Source organism: Mycobacterium sp., assembly GCF_004298145.1.
GTDB lineage: Bacteria > Actinomycetota > Actinomycetes > Mycobacteriales > Mycobacteriaceae > Mycobacterium.
The window spans coordinates 102,248-121,681 of sequence record NZ_SCRH01000007.1; the positions used below are offsets into that span (position 1 = coordinate 102,248).

At 68.7% G+C, this 19,434-nt stretch carries 22 protein-coding genes, 1 tRNA gene and 1 other RNA gene; 10 read left to right on the plus strand and 14 right to left on the minus strand.

The genetic code is table 11. The annotated features are described in order from the left end of the window. Positions 1-17: 17 nt before the first annotated feature. Positions 18-1,595: a CYTH and CHAD domain-containing protein gene (locus tag EPN51_RS02905; RefSeq protein WP_293036176.1), complete on the plus strand. Its 1,578-nt coding sequence runs from the start codon at positions 18-20 to the stop codon at positions 1,593-1,595. A 76-nt stretch (positions 1,596-1,671) separates the two neighbouring features. On the opposite strand, the gene rnpB is transcribed toward EPN51_RS02905, so the two are convergent. Then, positions 1,672-2,072, minus strand: an RNA gene (rnpB, locus tag EPN51_RS02910) — RNase P RNA component class A. Between the two features lie 110 nt (positions 2,073-2,182). Here rnpB and EPN51_RS02915 point away from each other — a divergent pair. Beyond that, a complete protein-coding gene (locus EPN51_RS02915; protein WP_293036178.1) occupies positions 2,183-2,893 on the plus strand; it encodes a 2OG-Fe(II) oxygenase in 711 nt (236 codons plus the stop codon). Between the two features lie 6 nt (positions 2,894-2,899). Here the strand turns inward: EPN51_RS02915 and EPN51_RS02920 are convergent, their stop codons facing one another. Further along, on the minus strand, positions 2,900-3,532 hold the full coding sequence (locus EPN51_RS02920) for a class I SAM-dependent methyltransferase (protein WP_293036181.1): 633 nt from the start codon (positions 3,530-3,532) through the stop codon (positions 2,900-2,902). Between the two features lie 46 nt (positions 3,533-3,578). Here EPN51_RS02920 and EPN51_RS02925 point away from each other — a divergent pair, with 46 nt between their 5' ends. The 3 genes from EPN51_RS02925 (at position 3,579) to EPN51_RS02935 (ending at position 5,654) form a co-directional block, all read left to right on the plus strand. Next, on the plus strand, positions 3,579-4,157 hold the full coding sequence (locus EPN51_RS02925; protein ID WP_293036184.1) for an XRE family transcriptional regulator: 579 nt from the start codon (positions 3,579-3,581) through the stop codon (positions 4,155-4,157). A gap of 73 nt (positions 4,158-4,230) precedes the next feature. Continuing rightward, positions 4,231-5,409 (plus strand): cytochrome P450, encoded by a 1,179-nt coding sequence (locus EPN51_RS02930; protein ID WP_293036187.1) that lies wholly within the window; start codon positions 4,231-4,233, stop codon positions 5,407-5,409. 50 nt (positions 5,410-5,459) lie between these two features. Then, complete coding sequence (locus tag EPN51_RS02935; RefSeq protein WP_293036190.1) at positions 5,460-5,654, plus strand: ferredoxin; 195 nt, start codon at positions 5,460-5,462, stop codon at positions 5,652-5,654. A 2-nt stretch (positions 5,655-5,656) separates the two neighbouring features. Here the strand turns inward: EPN51_RS02935 and EPN51_RS02940 are convergent, their stop codons facing one another. From EPN51_RS02940 to cobC, 4 genes are read right to left on the minus strand one after another with little or no spacing between them, the layout of a single operon-like run. Continuing rightward, positions 5,657-6,802: a bifunctional RNase H/acid phosphatase gene (locus EPN51_RS02940; RefSeq protein ID WP_293036193.1), complete on the minus strand. Its 1,146-nt coding sequence runs from the start codon at positions 6,800-6,802 to the stop codon at positions 5,657-5,659. Beyond that, a complete protein-coding gene (locus EPN51_RS02945) occupies positions 6,799-7,536 on the minus strand; it encodes a zinc ribbon domain-containing protein (RefSeq protein ID WP_293036195.1) in 738 nt (245 codons plus the stop codon). The genes EPN51_RS02940 and EPN51_RS02945 overlap by 4 nt, the downstream gene beginning before the upstream one ends. Beyond that, positions 7,533-8,681, minus strand: a complete 1,149-nt coding sequence (locus EPN51_RS02950; protein ID WP_293036198.1) for a Nif3-like dinuclear metal center hexameric protein — start codon at positions 8,679-8,681, stop codon at positions 7,533-7,535. Before EPN51_RS02950 ends, EPN51_RS02945 begins: the two co-directional genes overlap by 4 nt. Continuing rightward, positions 8,678-9,724, minus strand: a complete 1,047-nt coding sequence (gene cobC, locus EPN51_RS02955) for an Rv2231c family pyridoxal phosphate-dependent protein CobC (RefSeq protein WP_293036201.1) — start codon at positions 9,722-9,724, stop codon at positions 8,678-8,680. The genes EPN51_RS02950 and cobC overlap by 4 nt, the downstream gene beginning before the upstream one ends. 90 nt (positions 9,725-9,814) lie before the next feature. On the opposite strand from cobC, the gene EPN51_RS02960 reads away from it, so the two are divergent. The 3 genes from EPN51_RS02960 to EPN51_RS02970 are packed head-to-tail and all read left to right on the plus strand — an operon-like array spanning position 9,815 to position 11,869. Further along, complete coding sequence (locus EPN51_RS02960) at positions 9,815-10,528, plus strand: HAD-IA family hydrolase (protein WP_293036204.1); 714 nt, start codon at positions 9,815-9,817, stop codon at positions 10,526-10,528. Further along, positions 10,521-11,018 carry a low molecular weight protein-tyrosine-phosphatase gene (locus EPN51_RS02965; RefSeq protein ID WP_293036206.1) on the plus strand — a complete coding sequence of 166 codons (498 nt, stop codon included), beginning with the start codon at positions 10,521-10,523 and terminating at the stop codon, positions 11,016-11,018. The genes EPN51_RS02960 and EPN51_RS02965 overlap by 8 nt, the downstream gene beginning before the upstream one ends. Then, positions 11,018-11,869 carry an SURF1 family protein gene (locus tag EPN51_RS02970; protein WP_293036209.1) on the plus strand — a complete coding sequence of 284 codons (852 nt, stop codon included), beginning with the start codon at positions 11,018-11,020 and terminating at the stop codon, positions 11,867-11,869. Before EPN51_RS02965 ends, EPN51_RS02970 begins: the two co-directional genes overlap by 1 nt. On the opposite strand, the gene EPN51_RS02975 is transcribed toward EPN51_RS02970, so the two are convergent. Further along, positions 11,851-12,795, minus strand: a complete 945-nt coding sequence (locus EPN51_RS02975) for a cobalamin biosynthesis protein (protein ID WP_293036212.1) — start codon at positions 12,793-12,795, stop codon at positions 11,851-11,853. The genes EPN51_RS02970 and EPN51_RS02975 overlap by 19 nt on opposite strands. 194 nt (positions 12,796-12,989) lie before the next feature. Between EPN51_RS02975 and EPN51_RS02980 the strand changes: the two genes are divergently transcribed. Further along, positions 12,990-13,385: a VOC family protein gene (locus EPN51_RS02980; RefSeq protein WP_293036215.1), complete on the plus strand. Its 396-nt coding sequence runs from the start codon at positions 12,990-12,992 to the stop codon at positions 13,383-13,385. A 5-nt stretch (positions 13,386-13,390) separates the two neighbouring features. Here the strand turns inward: EPN51_RS02980 and EPN51_RS02985 are convergent, their stop codons facing one another. Beyond that, on the minus strand, positions 13,391-14,509 hold the full coding sequence (locus EPN51_RS02985; RefSeq protein WP_293036218.1) for an epoxide hydrolase: 1,119 nt from the start codon (positions 14,507-14,509) through the stop codon (positions 13,391-13,393). 65 nt (positions 14,510-14,574) lie between these two features. Continuing rightward, complete coding sequence (locus EPN51_RS02990) at positions 14,575-15,228, minus strand: nitroreductase family protein (RefSeq protein ID WP_293036221.1); 654 nt, start codon at positions 15,226-15,228, stop codon at positions 14,575-14,577. An 85-nt stretch (positions 15,229-15,313) separates the two neighbouring features. Between EPN51_RS02990 and EPN51_RS02995 the strand changes: the two genes are divergently transcribed. Then, entirely contained in the window at positions 15,314-16,039 is a 726-nt protein-coding gene (locus EPN51_RS02995; RefSeq protein WP_293036223.1) for an adenosylcobinamide amidohydrolase, read from the plus strand. 36 nt (positions 16,040-16,075) lie between these two features. On the opposite strand, the gene EPN51_RS03000 is transcribed toward EPN51_RS02995, so the two are convergent. From EPN51_RS03000 to EPN51_RS03020, 5 genes are all read right to left on the minus strand, one after another. Continuing rightward, on the minus strand, positions 16,076-16,885 hold the full coding sequence (locus tag EPN51_RS03000) for a DUF732 domain-containing protein (protein WP_293036226.1): 810 nt from the start codon (positions 16,883-16,885) through the stop codon (positions 16,076-16,078). A gap of 862 nt (positions 16,886-17,747) precedes the next feature. After that, positions 17,748-17,822, minus strand: a tRNA-Val gene (locus EPN51_RS03005). A gap of 47 nt (positions 17,823-17,869) precedes the next feature. Beyond that, positions 17,870-18,331: a peroxiredoxin gene (locus EPN51_RS03010; RefSeq protein ID WP_293036229.1), complete on the minus strand. Its 462-nt coding sequence runs from the start codon at positions 18,329-18,331 to the stop codon at positions 17,870-17,872. Then, positions 18,331-18,753, minus strand: a complete 423-nt coding sequence (locus EPN51_RS03015; RefSeq protein ID WP_293036232.1) for a DUF3052 domain-containing protein — start codon at positions 18,751-18,753, stop codon at positions 18,331-18,333. The genes EPN51_RS03010 and EPN51_RS03015 overlap by 1 nt, the downstream gene beginning before the upstream one ends. Before the next feature lie 85 nt (positions 18,754-18,838). Then, positions 18,839-19,426: a hypothetical protein gene (locus tag EPN51_RS03020; RefSeq protein WP_293036235.1), complete on the minus strand. Its 588-nt coding sequence runs from the start codon at positions 19,424-19,426 to the stop codon at positions 18,839-18,841. Positions 19,427-19,434: the final 8 nt, after the last annotated feature.

Genomic DNA, 19,434 nt, shown 5'->3' on the forward strand with positions numbered 1-19,434 from the left:
CGTCAACGGAGCCGAAGATGCCTGCAAAAACGCCGCAGACCTCGCGTCATCTGGAGGTAGAGCGCAAGTTCGACGTCGGCGAGTCCACCGTGTCGCCGTCGTTCGAAGGGATCGCCGCGGTTGCCCACGTCGAGAAGTCGCCGACGCAAACCCTGGATGCGACGTACTTTGACACGTCCGCGCATGACCTCGCGCGCAACAAGATCACCCTGCGCCGCCGTACCGGCGGCTCCGATGCGGGATGGCACCTGAAGCTGCCGGCCGGGCCCGACGCGCGAACCGAGGTCCGCACACCGCTGGACGCATCCGGACCCGGCGGGAACAACACCGTGCCCAGCGAGCTGGCGGATATCGTGCTGGCGATCGTCCGTGACCGTCCACTGCAGCCGGTCGCGCGCATCACCACCGAGCGCGAAAGCCAGGTGTTGTACGACGCCGCGGGCACCGCGCTGGCCGAGTTCAGCAACGACCACGTCACCGCGTGGTCGACGCGGCGCCCCGACGACAGCCCCGAAGCCGCCTCCGATGACACCGACGCGCCGCCCATGCAGCAGGAGTGGCGGGAGTGGGAATTGGAGCTGCTCGAGGCGGGCGGTCAATCCAATGGCGCGGCCGACACCGAGCTGCTGAACCGGTTGAGTAACCGGCTGCTGGACGCCGGCGCCGTACCGGCCGGACACGGCTCCAAGCTGGCGCGGGTGCTCGGCACCACGCCACCGCCCAACGGCGCGCAGGCGTCCGGGGACCCGTTGCAGCGCGCCATAGCCGAGCAGGCCCGCGAGCTTCTGGTGTGGGATCGCGCCGTGCGCGCCGACGCCTATGACTCCATCCACCAGATGCGGGTGACCACCCGCAAGCTGCGCAGCCTGCTGCGTGATTACCAGGATTCGTTCGGGTTGCCCGCCGGGGGGTGGGTTCTGGACGAGCTGCGTGAACTCGCCGGGATCTTGGGCATGGCGCGCGACGCCGAGGTGCTCGCCGAGCGATACGAGCGTGACTTAGACGGGCTCGCACCGGAATTGGTGCGCGGTCAGGTGCGCGAACGTCTGGTCGGGGGCGCCCGGCGTCGCTACCAGACCGGGCTGCGCCGGTCATTGATCGCCATGCGGTCGCCGCGATACTTCCGTTTGCTTGACTCCCTTGACGTGATTGCGGCCCAAGCTCCCGGCGCCGCCTCGACCGAGGAACAGGCGCCGGTAACCATCGACACCGCCTACAAGAAAGTCCGCAAGGCCGCCAAGGCCGCCGCCCAGGTCGATCGGGAGTACCCCGACGACGACCACCATCGCGACGAATCGATACACCGAATCCGCAAGCGCGCCAAGCGACTTCGATACACCGCGGCGGCTACCGGTGCGGCCAAGGTGTCCGAGCAGGCCAAGGCCGTCCAGTCGCTGCTCGGTGATCATCAAGACAGCGTGGTCAGCCGGGAACACCTGCGCCAGGAGGCGGAAATCGCACACGCCGCCGGTGAAGACACCTTCACCTACGGGCTGCTGTATCAGCGGGAGGCCGACTTGGCGCAGCGGTGCCGCCGGCAACTCGACGGCACCCTGCGCAAACTCGCCAAAGCGGTGCGCAAGGCGGGGCACTAGCCGCCGTGCAGACGCAAAGGCGCCCATTTTGAGCTCAAAATGGGCGCCCCTTGCGTCTACTCACCAAGGGCCGGGGCGGACGAGTTGGCCTGTAAGCCGGATTCTGTTCCCCACCGCCGCGCCTGAGCAACGGCGGTGCGGCGGCGACCATCCATCTGGACACACCGTCACCGGGTGCCTCGAGCGGCCTACCCGCAAGCTCGGGCGAGCAGCCCTCGAACGCCTGCGCGGCCGCACCAGCGGTGCGGCCTTCTTGGCCTTGCTTCGGGTGGGGTTTGCCTAGCCACCCCGGTCACCCGGGATGCTGGTGCGCTCTTACCGCACCGTTTCACCCTTACCACCGCGAGGTGGCGGTCTGTTTTCTGTGGCACTTTCCCGCGAGTCACCTCGGATTGCCGTTAGCAATCACCCCGCTCTGTGAAGTCCGGACTTTCCTCGAACCGCCTTGCGACGGCCCGCGGCCGCCCAGCCAACTCGTCCGCGACGATAAACGGTACCCGCTGCGCCGGGCCGGGGCCAGCAACGTGTTCCGGGGGCCCGGCCGGCGCTATCTATGGTGGAGTGGCACCCAAGACCCGGAGGCCGTGATGTCCCAGTGGAAAAGGCGTGTCGACGCGGGCGATTGGGATGCCATCGCCGCCGCGGTCGACGAATACGGCGGGGCGCCGCTGCCGCGACTGGTCACGCCGGCCGAAGCGGCGCGGTTGCGCAAGCTCTACGCCGACGACGGTCTGTTCCGTTCCACCATCGACATGGCGCCCAAACGCTATGGCGCCGGGCAGTACCGCTACTTCCACGCGCCCTACCCCCAACCGGTCGAGCAACTCAAACAGGCGCTGTATCCCCGGCTGCTGCCGATCGCCCGCGACTGGTGGGGCAGGCTCGGCCGGGACACACCCTGGCCGGATCGCCTCGACGATTGGCTGGCGACCTGCCACGCCGCCGGCCAGACCCGGTCCACCGCCCTGATGCTGAAATACGGTGCGGGCGACTGGAATGCGCTGCATCAGGACCTCTACGGGGACTTGGTGTTCCCGCTGCAGGTGGTGATCAACCTCAGCGAGCCGGAGGCCGACTACACCGGCGGCGAATTCCTGCTCGTCGAGCAGCGACCGCGGGCGCAATCGCGGGGCACCGCAACACAATTGCCGCAGGGGTATGGCTACCTCTTCACCACCCGGGAGCGGCCGGTGCGGTCGGCCCGCGGTTGGTCCGCGGCACCGGTGCGCCACGGCGTGTCCGTGGTTCGCTCCGGACAGCGCTACGCCATGGGACTGATCTTCCACGACGCGGCCTGAGCTCGGCTATTCCGCTCGCCGCAAAACCATCACATTGTCGATCATCGTCCCGACTTCCCCGTTCGGCCCGACCATTTCGCGATCGACGGTCTCGGTCCGCGGCGGTGCCCACTGCGGCGCGCGCAACTGCAACGACGCGAGAACCTCAGCGACACCGGGAAAGTGGTGACCGTCATGCTGCGCCCATGGCGGGGCCGCTCCATGGTCGACGATCAACAGGACGCCACCGGGATTGACCCGGTCTGCCGCACGCCGCAGCACGGTTTCCCGGTCGAGGTGAGCGGGCGAGTGCAGATACTGGGCCGAGATCAGGTCGAACATCCCTTGCGGGAAGGTATCGTTGAGGTTGTGTCGCTGAAAGTCGATGTGGCCGAGCAATTTCCGCTCCGAAGCGACCCCGCTGGCCCGCTGCAACGCGGTGGCCGAGACGTCGACGGCCACGACGTCCCAGCCGCGTTCCGCCAGCCACAGCGCATCGGCGCCCTCACCGCAGCCCAGGTCGAGAGCCCTGCCCGGCGGCAACTCGGCGGCCAGTTCGGCCAGCCGCGGATTGACCCGTCCACTCCACACTCGCTCCGCGGAGCGGTAGCGATCTTCCCAGAACTGCTGGGCATCTTCGGGTTTGCAAGAACTGTCCACACCGCGAGCTTGCCCATTCCGCATCGGTTTGCCAAGCTGAATTGCCATGCAGGCAAACATTGCGAACGATTCGATTGACCTCGTGGTGCGGCGGCGACTCCGGGAACTGCGCGTACAGCGCGGCATGACGCTGCAGGAGGTCGGCGAGCGCGCCGGTATCGACATCTCGACGCTCAGCCGCCTCGAGTCCGGAAAGCGCCGGCTGGCACTGGATCATCTGCCGCGTCTGGCCCGGGCCCTCTCGGTGAGCACTGACGAGTTGTTGCAGGCCTCGCAAACGCCCGACCCCCGGGTACGCGGCGCGGCGCGCACCCACCACGGTGTCACCTATTGGCCGCTGACCCGCCAGGGTCCCGCCGGTGGCCTGCACGCGTTCAAGGTTCGCGTCAGCGCCCGGCGCCGCAACCCGCCCGCCGATCTGCCGGTGCACGAGGGGCAGGACTGGATGTACGTGCTCTCCGGCCGGATGCGGCTCATCCTCGGCGACCGCGACTTCGCCATCGACCCGGGCCAGGCCGTCGAATTCTCGACGTGGACGCCGCACTGGTTCGGTGCGGTGGATGGGCCGGTGGAGGCCATTGTGATCTTCGGTCCGCACGGCGAGCGGCTGCACCTGCACAATTAGGGCGGAGATGCGATTGGGCGATCGCTCAGCATGCACCATTGCCCAGCGGGGACGTTGGTGCCAGGCTGACCAGATGACAGAGGCCGAAAGTTTCGTCGACCAGACGGTGGCGGGGCTCGCGGAGCCGCAACCGATGTACAAGGCACTGCGCGAATCCAGCCCGGTGTTCCGGTCGCCGCAGGCGGTGGTTCTGAGTCGCCTCGCCGACATCGAGATGGCGCTCAAGCACACGGAGGTGTTCTCGTCGAACATGGACGCGGTCGATCTGGGCAACATCCGCCCGCTGATTCCGCTGCAAATCGACCCGCCCGAGCACGCGAAGTACCGCCGCATCCTCGACCCGCTGTTCACTCCCCGGGAGATGGCCCGGCGCGAACCCCGGGTCGCCGAGCTGGTGAACGAGATGATCGATCGCTTCGCCGACCGCGGCGAGTGCGACTTTCACGCCGAGTTCGCGGTGCCACTGCCGTGCACGGTCTTCCTGCAGTTGCTCGGCCTGCCGCTGGAAGACCTCGACCAATTCCTGGTCTGGAAGGACGGCGTGATCCGCCCGGAGGGCAACTCGGGTTTCGACCGCCGTCACGAGAGCTCCGCGGCCGTGGCGCAACAGATTTACGCATACTTCGACCGCGCCATCGACGAACATATTGCCAGCCCACGCGACGATGTGCTGTCCGCGATGATCGCGGCGAACTTCAAAGACGAGGCCGGTCAACCGCTATCGCGCGAGGAGCTGCTCGACATCTGCTTCCTTTTCCTGATCGCCGGACTGGACACGGTCACCGACTCACTCGACTGTTTCTTCGTGTACCTGGCGCGTCACCCCGAGCACCGTCATCAACTCGTCGAGCAGCCTGACGTCCTGCCCAGTGCCGTCGAGGAGCTGTTGCGTTGGGAGACACCGGTGCCCGGTGTCGCCCGGGTCGCCCTGCGGGACGTCGAGGTCGGCGGCTGCCCCATCAGTAAGGGCGAACGGGTCAGCCCGCTGCTCGGCGCTGCCAACACCGATCCGGCCGAGTTCCCCGATCCCGAGCTGGTGGACTTCACCCGCAACCCCAACCGGCACCGGGCGTTCGGCGGTGGCCCGCATCGCTGTCTGGGCTCGCACCTGGCCCGCATGGAATTGCGGGTGGCCTTGCGCGAATTTCACCGGCGCATACCGGATTACGAAATCATGCCCGGCACCGAACTCACCTATACCGCCGCGCTGCGGTCGGTGGAGTCGCTGCCGCTGGTCTTTCCGGCGCCATGACTCGCCCGGCCGTCGACGATGCGGAGCGAAGCGATGAGGAGGCGGCGCCAATGACACACATCACCGTCGACGCCGACCGGTGCACCGGGCACGGGCGCTGCTACACCTTGGCGTCCGACGTCTTCGACGCCGACGAGGTCGGCCACTCCGTGGTGCTCGTCGACGAGGTCTCCGGCGAACTCAAGGCGCAGGCCGTCACAGCCGAGCGAAACTGCCCGGAGAGGGCCATCACGCTGTTACGCTGAAACTACAGATACGCCGTCTGGTTCACCAGCCGCACCGAAGATGCTCCGTCGGAATAGAATTCGGCGATACTCAACGATGCCAGGTCGAGGTGTAACCGGTACAAGATGCCGGGCCCGGCGTCCAGCGCCTCCCGTAGCAACATCTTGATCGGTGTCACGTGCGACACCACCAGCACCGTCGTGCCCTGGTGTGCGGCGACGATCCGTTCCCGGGCCCGCACCACCCGATCGGTCACCTCGTCGAAGCTCTCACCGGCCGGCGGGGCGGTACTGGTGTCACGCAGCCAGCGACCGTGCAGTTCGGCGTCGCGTTCGGTCGCCTCGGCGAACGTCAACCCCTCCCAGGAGCCGAAATCGGTCTCGATCAAGTCGTCGTCGACGCTCACGTCCAGGCCCAGGGCCTTGGCGGCCGCCGCCGCGGTGTCGTAGGCCCGTTGCAGCGGTGAGGCGAAAACCGCCGAAATCCCGCCGCGCGCAGCCAGATACCGGGCCGCCGCGTCGGCCTGCCGCCGTCCCACCTCGGTGAGCGCGGGGTTGCCGCGCCCCGAATAACGGCGCTGCACCGACAACTCCGTCTGCCCGTGGCGCAGCAACAGCAGCCGGGTCGGGGTACCGCGTGCGCCGGTCCAGCCGGGCGCCGTCGGTGCCGGTGCCGGTGCCGGTGCCGGTGCCGGTGCCGCAGCCGCAACGGTTTTCGCGGTGTCGGAGCCGGAGGGCTCGGACTTTGTCGCCGCACCGTTGGCCTCGGCCGCGGCGTCCATCGCCTCGTTGGCCAACCGGTCGGCGTGCGAATTGCGCTCCCGTGGAATCCACGAGTAGCTGATCTTGTCGAACCGCGCCGCCAGGCGTCGGGCCTGGGTATTCAGCTCGATCAGGTCGGGGTGCTTGACTTTCCACCGGCCGGACATCTGTTCCACCAACAGCTTGGAATCCAGATACACCGCGGCCTCGCTGGCGCCCAGCTTCACGGCGTCGTCCAAACCGGCTATCAGGCCGCGGTATTCGGCAACGTTGTTGGTTGCCCGGCCGATGGCTTGCTTGTTCTCGGCCAGGACGGTCGCGCGGTCCTCGGTCCACACCACGGCGCCGTACCCGGCCGGCCCGGGGTTGCCGCGTGATCCGCCGTCGGCCTCGATGACAACTTTCACTGATCGAACCCCTTGACCCGCAGCAGAATCGCACCGCATTCCGGGCATCGCACCACATCGTCTTCGGCGGCGGCCGAGATGCGGGAGAGTTCGCCGCGGTCGATCTCGAGCCGGCAGGCCCCGCACCGCTTTCCCAGCAGCTGCCCGGCGCCGGGCCCTCCGCCGGCACGCTGTCGTTCGTACAGGGCGGACAGGGCCGGGTCCAGCGCGGCGCTCAGCGAGTCGCGCCGTGACGAATGAAGGTCGCGGGCTTCGGTGATTTCGGTGAGCGCGGTGTCGAGGGCCTGCCGCGCGGCGACCAGCTCGGCCCCCAGAGCCTCGACGGCCCGCTGCTCACCGTCCAGTTGCGACTGCAGCTCCTCACGGCGTTCCATCACCTCCAGCAGGGAATCTTCCAGGCTGGTTTGACGGCGCTGCAGGGTCTCCAGCTCGTGCTGAAGGTCCGCCAGTTGCTTGGCGTCGATCGTTCCCGACTGCAGCAGCGCGCGGTCGCGATCTTCGCGCTGGCGCACCGCATCGATCTCCGATTCGAGCCGCTTGACGTGGGCGTCGATGTCTTCCAGGGCGATACGTACGGCGCCCTGCCGGTCGCCGGCGGCGTCGTATTCCTCCTGTATCCGCCGGCAGGCCTCTTGCTCCGGCAGATGCGCGGCCCGGTGCTCGATACGGGACAGCTCGGCGTCCAGTTTCGACAACTCAAGGAGCGAACGTTGCTGTGCCACTGCGGATTTCATGACTCTTCTTCCCCGGACTTGTTGGCAAATTGCTCGACATTCCAAGGGTCGGTGCGAATCGAGCTCACCCGCACCGCAAGCTCCGCACCGAAACGCGACCGCAGCAGGTCGGCGGCCTGTTCACACCATGGGAATTCACTCGCCCAATGTGCCACATCGATCAGGGCCACGTCAGAGGCCCGGCGATGCTCGTCGGCCGGGTGGTGCCGCAGATCGGCGGTGACGTAGGCCTGCACTCCGGCGCCGGCCGCGGCGGCCAGCAACGAGTCCCCGGCGCCGCCGCAGACGGCGACCCGCGACACCGGCAGGTCGGGGTCACCGGCCGCCCGCACTCCCCAGGATGTACGCGGCAATGCGGCGCTGACGCGGGAGACGAAGCGGCGCAACGGTTCCGGGCGTGGCAGCGTTCCGATGCGGCCCAGCCCCGTATCGCTGGGCGGGGGCACCATCGCGAAGATGTCGAACGCGGGCTCCTCGTAGGGATGGGCGGCGCGCATGGCCGCCAGCACCGCGGCCCGCGCCCGCGCGGGCGCCACGACCTCGAACCGGTCTTCGGCCACCCGCTCGACATTCCCGACGCTGCCCACCGCCGGCGAGGCCCCTTCGTGCGGCAGGAACTGCCCGATTCCGGTAACGCTCCAGCTGCACTGCGAGTAGTCGCCGATGTGGCCGGCCCCGGCCCCAAACACCGCCGCCTGCACCGCTTCCGCGTTCGCCCCGGGCACGTAGATGACCCACTTGTCGAGGTCGGACGCGCCCGTTGCCGGCTCGAGCACGGCCTCGACGCCGAGCCCGAGCGCCGCGGCCAGCGCATCGGACACGCCCGGGCGGGCCGAGTCGGCGTTGGTGTGCGCGGTGAACAGCGAACGCCCGGTCCGGATCAGCCGGTGCACCAGCGCGCCCTTGGGTGTGCTGGCGGCCACGGTGTCCACCCCGCGCAGCAACAGCGGGTGATGGGCCAGCAGCAGGCTTGCGTCGGGAACTTCGTCGACGACCGCGGGCGTCGCGTCGACCGCGACGGTCACCGACTTCAGCACATCGTCGGGGTCGCCGCACACCAGGCCCACCGAATCCCATGATTCGGCAAGCCGCGACGGATAGGCCTCATCGAGCACCGCGATGACATCGGCCACCTTGACGCTCACCGCCGCCTCCCGAGGTGTCCCGCCGTTTCCGAGATGGCTTGCGCCAGCAGCGGCCACTCCCGGCGCACGGCGGCCCGGAGGTACTGCTCGTCCAGGCCGGCGAACGTATCACAGCGCCGGATGGCAATTCCCCTGTCATGCAGTCGTTTTCGCAATTGAACCGCCTCTGGTGTGCGAAAGAGCACGAACGGGGCCCGGCCGTCGACCACGTCGGCGCCCACCGATGCCAGCCCGGCCACCATCTCGGCGCGCAGCCGCCCCAGTCGGGTCGCCCCGGCCTCCGCGTCGGCAACCGCCTGCGGACCGCAACACGCCGCGATGGCCGTCAGCTGCAGCGTCCCGACGGCCCAGTGCGCGCGCTGAGCGGTCAGCCGCGCCAACAGCTCGGGCGAACCCAGCGCGTAGCCGACCCGCAATCCGGCCAGCGCCCAGGTCTTGGTCAAGCTGCGCAGCACCAGTACGTCCGCCAGCGCGTCACCGGCCACCGATTCCGGCTCGCCGGGAATCGCGTCGGCGAACGCCTCGTCGACCACCAGGATCCGGCCGGGCCGGCGCAACGCCAGCAGTCGCTCGCGGCTGTGCAGCACCGAGGTGGGATTGGTGGGATTGCCCACGACGACAAGGTCGGCCTCCTCGGGGACGGCGGCACCCGCGAGGCCGAAGGGCGGCTGCAGCACCACGTGGTGCACCGGCACCCCGGCGGCGGTCAGCGCCGCGGCCGGCTCGGTGAACGCCGGTGCGACGATCGCCGCCAGCGCCGGGCGCAGGTTGCCCAACAGGGCGAATCCCTCGGCCGCCCCGGCCAGCGGCAGCACCTCGTCGCGGGCGCGGCAGTGCCGCCGGGCGGCCGCGTCCTGCGCCGCGTGCACGTCGTCGATGCTCGGGTAGCGCGCCAGGTCGGGCAGCCGCGCGGCCAGCCGTTGCAGCAGCCACTCCGGCGGTTGGCCGTGACGGACGTTGACGGCGAAATCCAGCATCCCGGGCGCGACGGCCTGATCACCGTGATAGCGCGCCGCAGGCGGGCTCAGGTTCAGACTCGCCATCCGTGAAACACTAGTGCGCCGCGCGGGCCGCCCGAACGAACACCGGCAACACCGTCACACCCGGCCGCGCGCATCGAGGACAATGGTGTGGTGACAGGCACAACATCAGCCGATCGCCGGGCCCCTGACCGCACCGCTCCCGGGGCGCAGCTGGTGATCTTCGATCTCGACGGCACGCTGACCGACTCCGCTGAGGGCATCGTGGCGAGCTTCCTGCATGCGCTCGACCACATCGGCGCCCCGGTGCCCCCCGGCGACCTCGTCGCCCAGATCGTGGGCCCGCCGATGGACGACACGTTCCGGTCCATGGAGCTCGGCGACGAGGCCGAGGAGGCGATCACGGTGTTCCGCGCGGAGTACGGCGCCCGGGGCTGGGCGATGAACGCGCTCTTCGACGGGATCGAGGCGCTGCTCGTCGATCTGCGCGCCGCCGGTGTCCGGCTGGCGGTCGCCACCTCCAAGCTGGAACCGACCGCGCGGCGCATCCTCGCCCATTTCGGGCTCGACCAGCATTTCGAGGTCATCGCCGGGGCGAGCCCCGACGGTTCCCGCAAAGGCAAGGTCGAGGTGCTGGCCCATGCGCTTTCGCAGCTGAAGCCGCTGCCCGAGCGGGTGTTGATGGTCGGTGATCGCAGCCACGACGTGCACGGCGCGGCCGCACACGGCATCGACACCGTGGTGGTCGGCTGGGGTTACGGCAAGGCCGACTTCCCCGACCTGGGAGCCGGGCGCACGGCCACCGGGGCCGACGGCGTCACACACGCCGCGACCATCGACGAGCTGCGGAGGGCCTTGGGTGTCTGAGCGCGAGCCGCTGCACGTCACGTTCGTGTGCACGGGCAACATCTGCCGGTCGGTGATGGCCGAGAAGATGTTCGCCGACCAACTGCGCCGCCGGGGTCTGGCGGACTCGGTGCGGGTGAGCAGCGCCGGCACCGGCAACTGGCACGTCGGCGAGTGCGCCGACGAGCGGGCCGCCGGCGTGCTGCGCGCCCACGGCTACCCGAGCGACCACCGCGCCGCCCAGGTCGACGCCGACCATCTGGCGGCCGATCTGGTGGTGGCCCTGGATCGCAACCACGCCCGGATGCTTCGGCACCTGGGAGCCGACGAGGACCGCGTCCGGATGCTGCGGTCTTTCGATCCGCGCAGCGGCGCGCACACCCCCGACGTCGACGATCCCTACTACGGCGACGCGGGCGACTTCGAACGCGTTTACACCGTCATCGAGGCTTCGCTGCCCGGCCTGCATGGCTGGGTCGATGAACGACTCGCGCGGAACGGATCGCCGTGATGCGCAAATTGGCGCGGGGCTTGGCGTGTGTGCTGCGTCCGGGCTGGATCGCGCTGGCACTGGTGGCGATCGCGTTCGCGTATCTGTGCTTCACGGTGCTCGCGCCCTGGCAGCTGGGGAAGCACAACAGGACCTCGCACGAGAACCACCAGATCGAGCACTCGCTGACCACCCCGCCCGTCCCGGTGAAAACCCTGCTGCCACAGCAGAACTCGGCGGCCCCCGCGGATCAGTGGCGCCAGGTCACCGCGACCGGGCATTACCTGCCCGACGTCCAGCTGCTGGCCCGGTTGCGGGTGGTCGACGCGAAGCCGGCGTTCGAGGTGCTGGCGCCCTTCGTCGTCGACGGCGGACCCACCGTGTTGGTCGACCGCGGCTACGTGCGGCCCTTGGAGGGGTCCCGTGTTCCGCCGATCCCCCGACCGCCCGCGGAGACGGTGACCATCACGGCACGGCTGCGCAATTCCGAGCCCGCCGCCGCGGGCAAGGATCCGTTCGTGGGAGACGGTGTGCAGCAGGTGTATTCGATCGACCCCGAACAGATCGCGGTGCTGACCAAGGTCCCGCTCGCCGGGTCTTATTTGCAGTTGGTCGACGGTCAGCCCGGGGGGCTCGGGGTGGTGGCCGTGCCGCAGCTCGACGCCGGGCCGTTCCTGTCCTACGGCATCCAGTGGATCGCGTTCGGCATTCTCGCCCCGATCGGGCTGGGCTACTTCGCGTACTCCGAGGTCCGCGCCCGCCGCCAGGAAAAACAGCAGCGGCCCTTCCCCACCGCCGAGACGACATCCGCACCAGAAGCGCCGCAGACCGTGGAGGCCAAACTCGCCGACCGTTACGGTCGCCGCCGGTAACCCGACAACAGCCCGGCCGCTACCGCGGCACCGGCTTGCACCAGCGACGACAGCGTGACCGCGCGGCGCAGGTCGGGCACCGCGGGCTCCCGGCCGTCGCCGAGCGTGGGCCGGATCTGCAGCTCGTGGCGGTATTGGGTGGGCCCGCCCAGGCGCACGCCCAGCGCCCCGGCGAACGCCGCCTCGACGACGCCGGCGTTGGGGCTGGGATGACGGCCGGCATCGCGGCGCCAGGCACGCACCGCGCCGGACGGTGAGCCGCCGACCAGGGGCGCCAGCGCGACCGTCAGCGACGCGGTCACCCGCGCGGCGAGGTAGTTGGCGACGTCATCCAATTTCGCTGCGGTCCAGCCGAATCGGAGATAGCGCGGCGAGCGGTAGCCGACCATCGAGTCCAGGGTGTTGATGCCGCGATAGGCCAACACCGCGGGCACCCCGCCGGCCGCCGCGTACAGCAGCGGCGCCACTTGGGCGTCGGAGGTGTTCTCGGCGACCGATTCCAGCGCCGCCCGGGCCAGGCCCGCGACGTCCAGCGGCGCGGGATCGCGCCCGCACAGCGACGGCAGCAGCCCGCGTGCGGCCTCGAGGTCACCGCGCTCGAGCAGCTCTGACATGGCCAGGCCGGTGCGCGCCAACGACGTTCCCCCCAGCGAGACCCAGGTGGCCGCGCCGGTCGCCGCGATCGAGCACAGCCGGCCACGATCGGCGACTCGTCGCACCGCCAAGCCGAGCAAGCCCAACGACCCGATCAGCACGCCGACGTGAACCGCGCCGGCCATCCTGGTATTGCGGTAGGTCAGGCCCTCCAGCGCGGCGGCGGCTTGACCGAACGCCGCGACCGGATGACCCCGCCGCGGGTCACCCAGTGCGCGGTCGGCCAGGTAGCCGATCAGCACGCCGGCCGCTCGGGTGTGCGTCGCAAACACCTCGGCAGCGTCTCACACCGGACGCCCGCCGCGGCCCCCGGTCAGCAGCGCCGCTTCGGGCGGCGACTGTTCCCGCCGGGCCGGCCGGTCGATTGATCCCCGATGGGCCTGTCCGGTTATCGAATCTCCTTGTGGGACAACCGATCTTGCGCAAGCCGGGACCGCCGGGCCGCCCAGGGGCTAGAGTCAACGCCATGGCCTTTCCAGCACTCAACCACGTCGCGGTCACGGTGCGTGACATCCAGGTCAGCGGCCCGTGGTATCGCAACCTGCTCGGCGCCGACCCGATCCTCGACGAGCACACCGACGCCGGCTTCCGGCATCAGGTGTGGATGCTCGACGGCGGCACCATCTTCGGGATTCATCAGCACGATCGTCGGGCCCCCGACGAGGAATTCGACGAGCTACGGGTGGGTCTGGACCACATCGGCTTCGGCTGCGCCGGCCGCGCCGAACTGGAGAGCTGGGTCACCCGGCTGGACGAACTGGGCATCGGCCACGGCGGCATCGTGGACGCGCCCTACGGCTCGGGACTGAGTTTCCGCGACCCCGACGGCATCGCGCTGGAGTTCTTCGCCCCGCTCGGTTGATCCGCTCAGCGCACCGTCGCGAAGAACGCGCGGAGATCCTCGACGAACAGCTCCGGTTCTTCGAACGCCGCGAAATGCCCCCCGCGTGGCATGTCCGTCCAGTGGGTGACGTTGTAGGCCGGCTCACACCAGCTGCGTGGCGCCTTCAGCAGTTCGCCGGGGAAAGCCGCGACGCCCGTAGGTAATTCGACGCGATCGCCCCCGCCCCAGACCGCGAAGCTCTCCCAGTACAGGCGCGCCGACGACGCGGCGGTGTTGGTCACCCAGTAGAGCATCACGTTGTCGAGCAGCTCGTCGCGGCTCACCGCATTCTCGGGGTGGCCGTCGCAATCCGCCCAGTCCCAGAACTTTTCGACGATCCACGCCAGCTGACCCACCGGCGAATCGGCCAATCCGTAGCCCAGTGTTTGCGGCCGGGTGGACTGCTGCTTGGAATAACCGGTGCCCCATTTGCGGTGATTGGCCAACCCGGCCAACGCTTGCCGCTCCTCCTCGGTGGGATTCGTCAGCGCTTCCTTGGTGGGTCTGCCGACCGGCATGTTCAGGTGAATGGCCGCGCAATGGCCCCGATTGCGACCGATCTGGGTGGTGACCGCGGCTCCCCAGTCGCCGCCCTGGGCGCCGTAGCGGGCGTAGCCGAGGCGCAGCATCAGCGTTTCCCATGCCTCGGCGATCTTTTCCACGCCCCACCCCGCGCCGGTGGGTTTCCCGGAGAACCCATAGCCCGGCAGCGACGGACAGACGACGTGGAAGGCGTCCTCGGCGCGTCCGGACGCGGGGTTGGTCAACGGCTCGATCACCTTGTGGAACTCGACGATCGAGCCCGGCCAGCCGTGGGTGATCACCAGTGGGAAGGCCTCGGCGTGCGGCGAGCGTTGGTGGATGAAATGGATGTCGAGCCCGTCGATCTCGGTGATGAACTGGTCGAATCGATTGAGCGCGGCCTCCCGTGATCGCCAGTCGTAGTCGTTGGCCCAATAGTCGGCCAGTTCGCGGGTGTATGCCAACGGCATGCCCTGGCTCCAGTCGTCCACGCATTCGGCCTCGGGCCAACGGGTTCGGGCCAGCCGCGCTCGCAGATCGTCGAGAATCTCGTCGGAAACGTCGATGCGGAACGGTTGCACGGGTTCATAGTGCCGCCTCCCCCGCCAGACCGTTCGGGGGGCTCCCCCTGGCACACCAGCGGCGGCTACAGAAACGCCCGGTTGCCGTACCGGTCCAGCGAAACGAGTTCTCCGACCGGCCGACGCGTGGTGGGACCGTATTTGCCGATCGGCCAGCCCAGGGGAACCACCGCGCACGGGGTCACACTGCGCGGCAAACCCAAAGCGCGCCTGGCCAATAACGTGCTCCATAGCGGCATGGTGATCAACGCCGCACCCAACCCCGCGGCGCGTGCCGCCAGCAATAGGTTCTGTATCGCGGGATAGATGGAACCGTAGGCACTGCTCGCACCTATCGGGGGCCACGGCCAAACGACGCCCTTCAGGCATGCCACCACGACCACGGGGATGTCGTCGAAGTGGTCCGCCTGCCATCGCACGGCTTTCAACACCCGCAGCATCTTGTCGTCCCCGCGCCGCTGAAGGGTCCGCGTGTAGATGGGCCCGAAGGCGTTCATGGCTCTGCGGTTCAAGCGGCCGAGCTTCGCGACCACCTTGCGGTCCTTGACGACGATGAACTCCCAGTTCTGCGCGTTGGAACCGGTCGGCGCCTTCATCGCCAGTTCGAGAAGATGCAGGACGAGCGAATCGTCGACGGGGTCGGGCTTGAGGCGACGGATCGCGCGCTGGGTCCGCATCGCCTCTTCAAGAGGCATGTTCAGGGGTCCTGGTTGGCTCATGACCATGATTCAACACGGGCAGGCCACAGAACCTCGCCGCGCGCCCCGGCGCACCCGGTGCGCGGCGGCACGCGAGGATGAGGCCATGGATCCCAGGTTGACCGCGCGGGTGGAACAGACCCGGTCGGTCCCGGTACTCGTCTGGCGATTCGGCGAGCCCCGACTGTGCATCTCGTCGGGCCCGCTCGGCGGCGGCGTCGGCGCCCGGGACTGGTTGGTCAACGCGACGGTCCCCCTCGATTACGACCGGACCGACCCGGACCGCCACCTGACCGAGATCGCTGCCGCGCTCGGGCTCGCCGGCAGCGGCTGCGGATTGCTGACCGCGGTCAACGTGACGCGCCACCACCTCGCCGCGGACGGCGGCGCGCACGCCACCGCGACCGTCGGGCTGTCCAGCCCGGCCTGGGCGGCGGCACCGGACCGGCACTTCCGCCGGGAGGTGCCGGCCGGGCCCCGCACCACCGCGTTCGCCGACCACGAGATCGTTGAGTACCGAGCGCTCACCGACGGCGACGAGTACCGGGTCGGGACGATCAACGTCGTGGTCGCGGTGCCGGTGCGGCTGTCGGCGGCGGCCCTGGTCAACGCCGTGGCCACCGCCACCGAGGCGAAGGTGCAGGCGTTGCACGAGGCCGGGGTGCGCGCCACCGGGACCGCCTCGGACGCGATCGTCGTGCACTGCCCGACGGACGGGACCGCCGAGCCGTACGGCGGACCGCGATCGGTGTTCGGCGCCCGGATCGCACGGGCCGTGCACGCTGCGGTGCTCGCCGGCGCCCGGTCCTGGATCTCAGGCCCTGCCGACTAGCGCTCGGACCGTCGCGAGGCAGTCAACGGCAGGGTCTCACGGTGCGAGCCTGACAAAGCCAGGCGACATGGGTGGCGCCGGCGGTGGCGGGGGCGGCGGTGGAGGCGGCAGTTCCGGCGGTGGCGCCGGCAGTTCCGCCGGTGGCGGCGCCGGCTGCTGGGGTCGGGGCGCCGGCTGCTGCGGTCGAGGCGCCGACTGCCGCGGTCGAGGCGGCGTAGCGATCGGTTCGGGGGGCGTGCGGAGATGCGCGACCGGTGGCGGTGCCGGAATCTCCGGCGGTTTCGGCTGGGCAATGTCTCCGGCGGGAACCACGTCAATCCGCGAGCCGGGCACTGTGCGATACGCGGGTTCGCCACTGAAGCGGCCCGCCGCCGAGTTGACCGCGTCGTGCGCGAATACGGCCCCCTGGTGCGGCGGCGCCTTCCAGTCCGCCGCGGGATTAGCGGTTATGGAAGCCAACTTGCCGCGGTCGTACGGGCAGTAGGCTCCCACTGCCGCGGTGATGAATTTGGCCTCGGTGCGCGCCAGACGACCGGGGGCGTAGTCGCGCTCGGCCGGGTCTTGTTCGTACGCATTCTGCACCATCGCGTCCACGACGGTATCCGCCGAAAAGCCGGCATCCAGTGCGCGACAGATCTTATGGGCTGTGTCTATGAGGTTCGGTACGCCCTCGAGGGCAGGTATGCCCTCACTATCGAGCAGTGCCAGAAACTGGTCGTCTTGGCTTGAGTTGGCCCCTGCTGCGCCGGCGCACAGAATCGAAGCGCCGGCCAGCACCAGGGTGGCAGTAACCAGCGCACCGGCGTGGCCGGTGCTGCTGGTGAACCTGGTGGTGCCGGTAAACATGGCAGTATTTCCGTTCTTCAGGGCTCGTCGGCTGACGGGCTTGGGGTGGTGATCGGTGGTGATCCACACCAAACGTGTGGGTGGCTGCGGGGCTAGCGCGACCTGACCGGACGCACGAGCTGGGGACAACGGCGGCGGTGCTGGAGCCCATGTCGAGCCGGTGCGCGGGGAAGCTGTGGGCGGTAAGGCGGCTTGCACGCTTGTCGAGGTGGCGCCGGGGTTGGGGATGCGGCTGGCGGACGCGGTGTGGAAGCGGTCTTGTGCGCGCGCGCTGGCCGCGCGGCGGCGGTAAGCGTCCTGGCGTAGCCCGTGCTATGCGCCATTCCGCAGTTCCGCGCAAGGATTGCAGAGTAACCATCGCCGAGTTTGGTCAGCAGACTATTCCGAGGGCGCGCTTCGCGGCGGAAAAACCCGGAGTGTTGGCGGGCGTGGACCCTGCCGATTCCCCTATATTCTGGCAGCCGCAGAATAGCGTGTCCAGCAAATGTTTCACCGCTGGAAAACGGCATAGCTATATTCTACCGCCATGGGTCCGACATGGGATATAGACATACCCTGAGTCCTTGCTGCGCGTTAGCTGTAATCCTGTCAGCGAAAACACAATTCGATATGCGGGCAATCCCTTGACAAAGAATCATCAATCGGCTGGCGGTACCGCGCGAAAATGCTATCAACCCGATAAAGGATCAGCGTCGCGATGATTTGCGAAACCCGTACTTAGAAAAATCGAACGCGTATAATGTGGGGGCCTTCGCACGCCGCACGGGATTCTTCCCTGACACGGGTGGCGGGCAGAGGTTTCACGCCATGTGACAACGCCAGGCACCGCACGCACGACCGAGTGGTGACCCGCGTTAACGCTTGGTGGGCGCGGACGGTATCGAACCGCCGACCGCTGGTGTGTAAAACCAGAGCTCTACCACTGAGCTACGCGCCCTTATGCCCGCCGCAGGCTACACGCCCGACCGCGGGGAGCCCAAACTCTCAGGCTCTCAAGGCCTCCAGGGCGTCGGTCCACAGCCGCTGATCGCGGGACTCGCCGGGCTGTTTCATCTCGGCGAATCGAATGATCCCCGACCGGTCGACGACGAACGTCCCGCGATTGGAGTAGCCGGCGTCGTCGTTGAACACGCCGTAGCTCTGGCTGACCGCGCCGTGCGGCCAGAAATCCGACAACACCGGGAAGGTGAAGCCGCTGTCCAGCGACCAGACCCGGTGCGTGGGCGGCGGTCCCACCGAAATGGCCAGGGCCGCGCTGTCGTCGTTCTCGAAGTCGGGCAGGTGGTCGCGCAGCTGGTCCAGCTCGCCCTGGCAGATCCCGGTGAACGCCAGCGGGAAGAACACCAGCAGGACGTTCTTGGCGCCGCGGTAGGAGCTCAGCGTGACGCGCTGTTGATTCTGGTCGCGCAGAGTGAAGTCCGGGGCGGCGGTACCGACCGACAGCATCAACGCTTCCCGGCCCGGGACTTGGGCTGCACCAACCGACTGGCGCTCCAGTCCCCCAGGTTGACCGACGAGGTCGGCATCAGGCCGGCGGTGGGAGCCGCCTCGGCGATCTCGGCCGGCAGCACGTGTCCCGGCTTGCCGGTCTTGGGGGTCAGCACCCAGATCACGCCGTCTTCGGCCAGCGGGCCGATCGCGTCCATCAGCGTGTCCACCAGGTCGCCGTCGCCGTCCCGCCACCAGAGCAACACGACGTCGACTACCTCGTCGGTGTCTTCGTCGAGTAGCTCGCTGCCGCAGGCTTCCTCGACCGCACCGCGGATCTCATCGTCGGTGTCTTCGTCCCAGCCCCACTCCTGGACAACTTGGTCCCGTTGGATGCCCAGTTTGCGAGCGTAGCTCGGGGCGTCATCCGCCGCGACCACCGTGAAGCCTCCTTCAACATCCTCGCGATGTGCGATTCGCCGATTATCGTCGCACAGCGCGAACCCCGTTCACACTTCCGCCTCATTACGTTGCCAGGCAGAGTTGAATCGCCTTCTTTTTGGTGTCGTTGAGTTGATCGACTCGTTTGTTGAACTCCGACGTCCCCGCGTGTGTGCCGATGGCGTTGGCCACCGAGTGTGCGGCGTCGACATAAGCGTTGAACGCGTCTTTGATCTGCTGCGACATCGCATCATTGAAGCTGTTGGCCACCGTGGTGGCGCTGTCGTTGAGGGCGTCGATGGCCGGGCCCTCGGTGGCGCCGGTGCCGTGGCCCGAATTGAACGCCTTGACGAAATCGTTGGTCTTGTCGATCGCGTTCTTGCTGGTGGTGACCAGCGTGGCGCAGGCGGTGCGCACCGCCTTGGTGGTCAGCGACTGCTGCCGCTGGGACTCCCGGACGCTCGACGTCGCCGACGAGGCGGACACCGACGCGGACACCGACTGCCGGTAGGCCGGGGCCACCTTGGTGTCGGGTGTGGCCGTTCCGTTGGTGACGGAGGTGCATCCCACGATGCCCATCAGCGCCGCGGCGACACAGCCAAGGGCCAAAGCGCCTCGCCGGGGGAAAGCCCCCACCTGCATCTGAGGGACGGCACGCCACCGGATGAGCACAGGTCTGA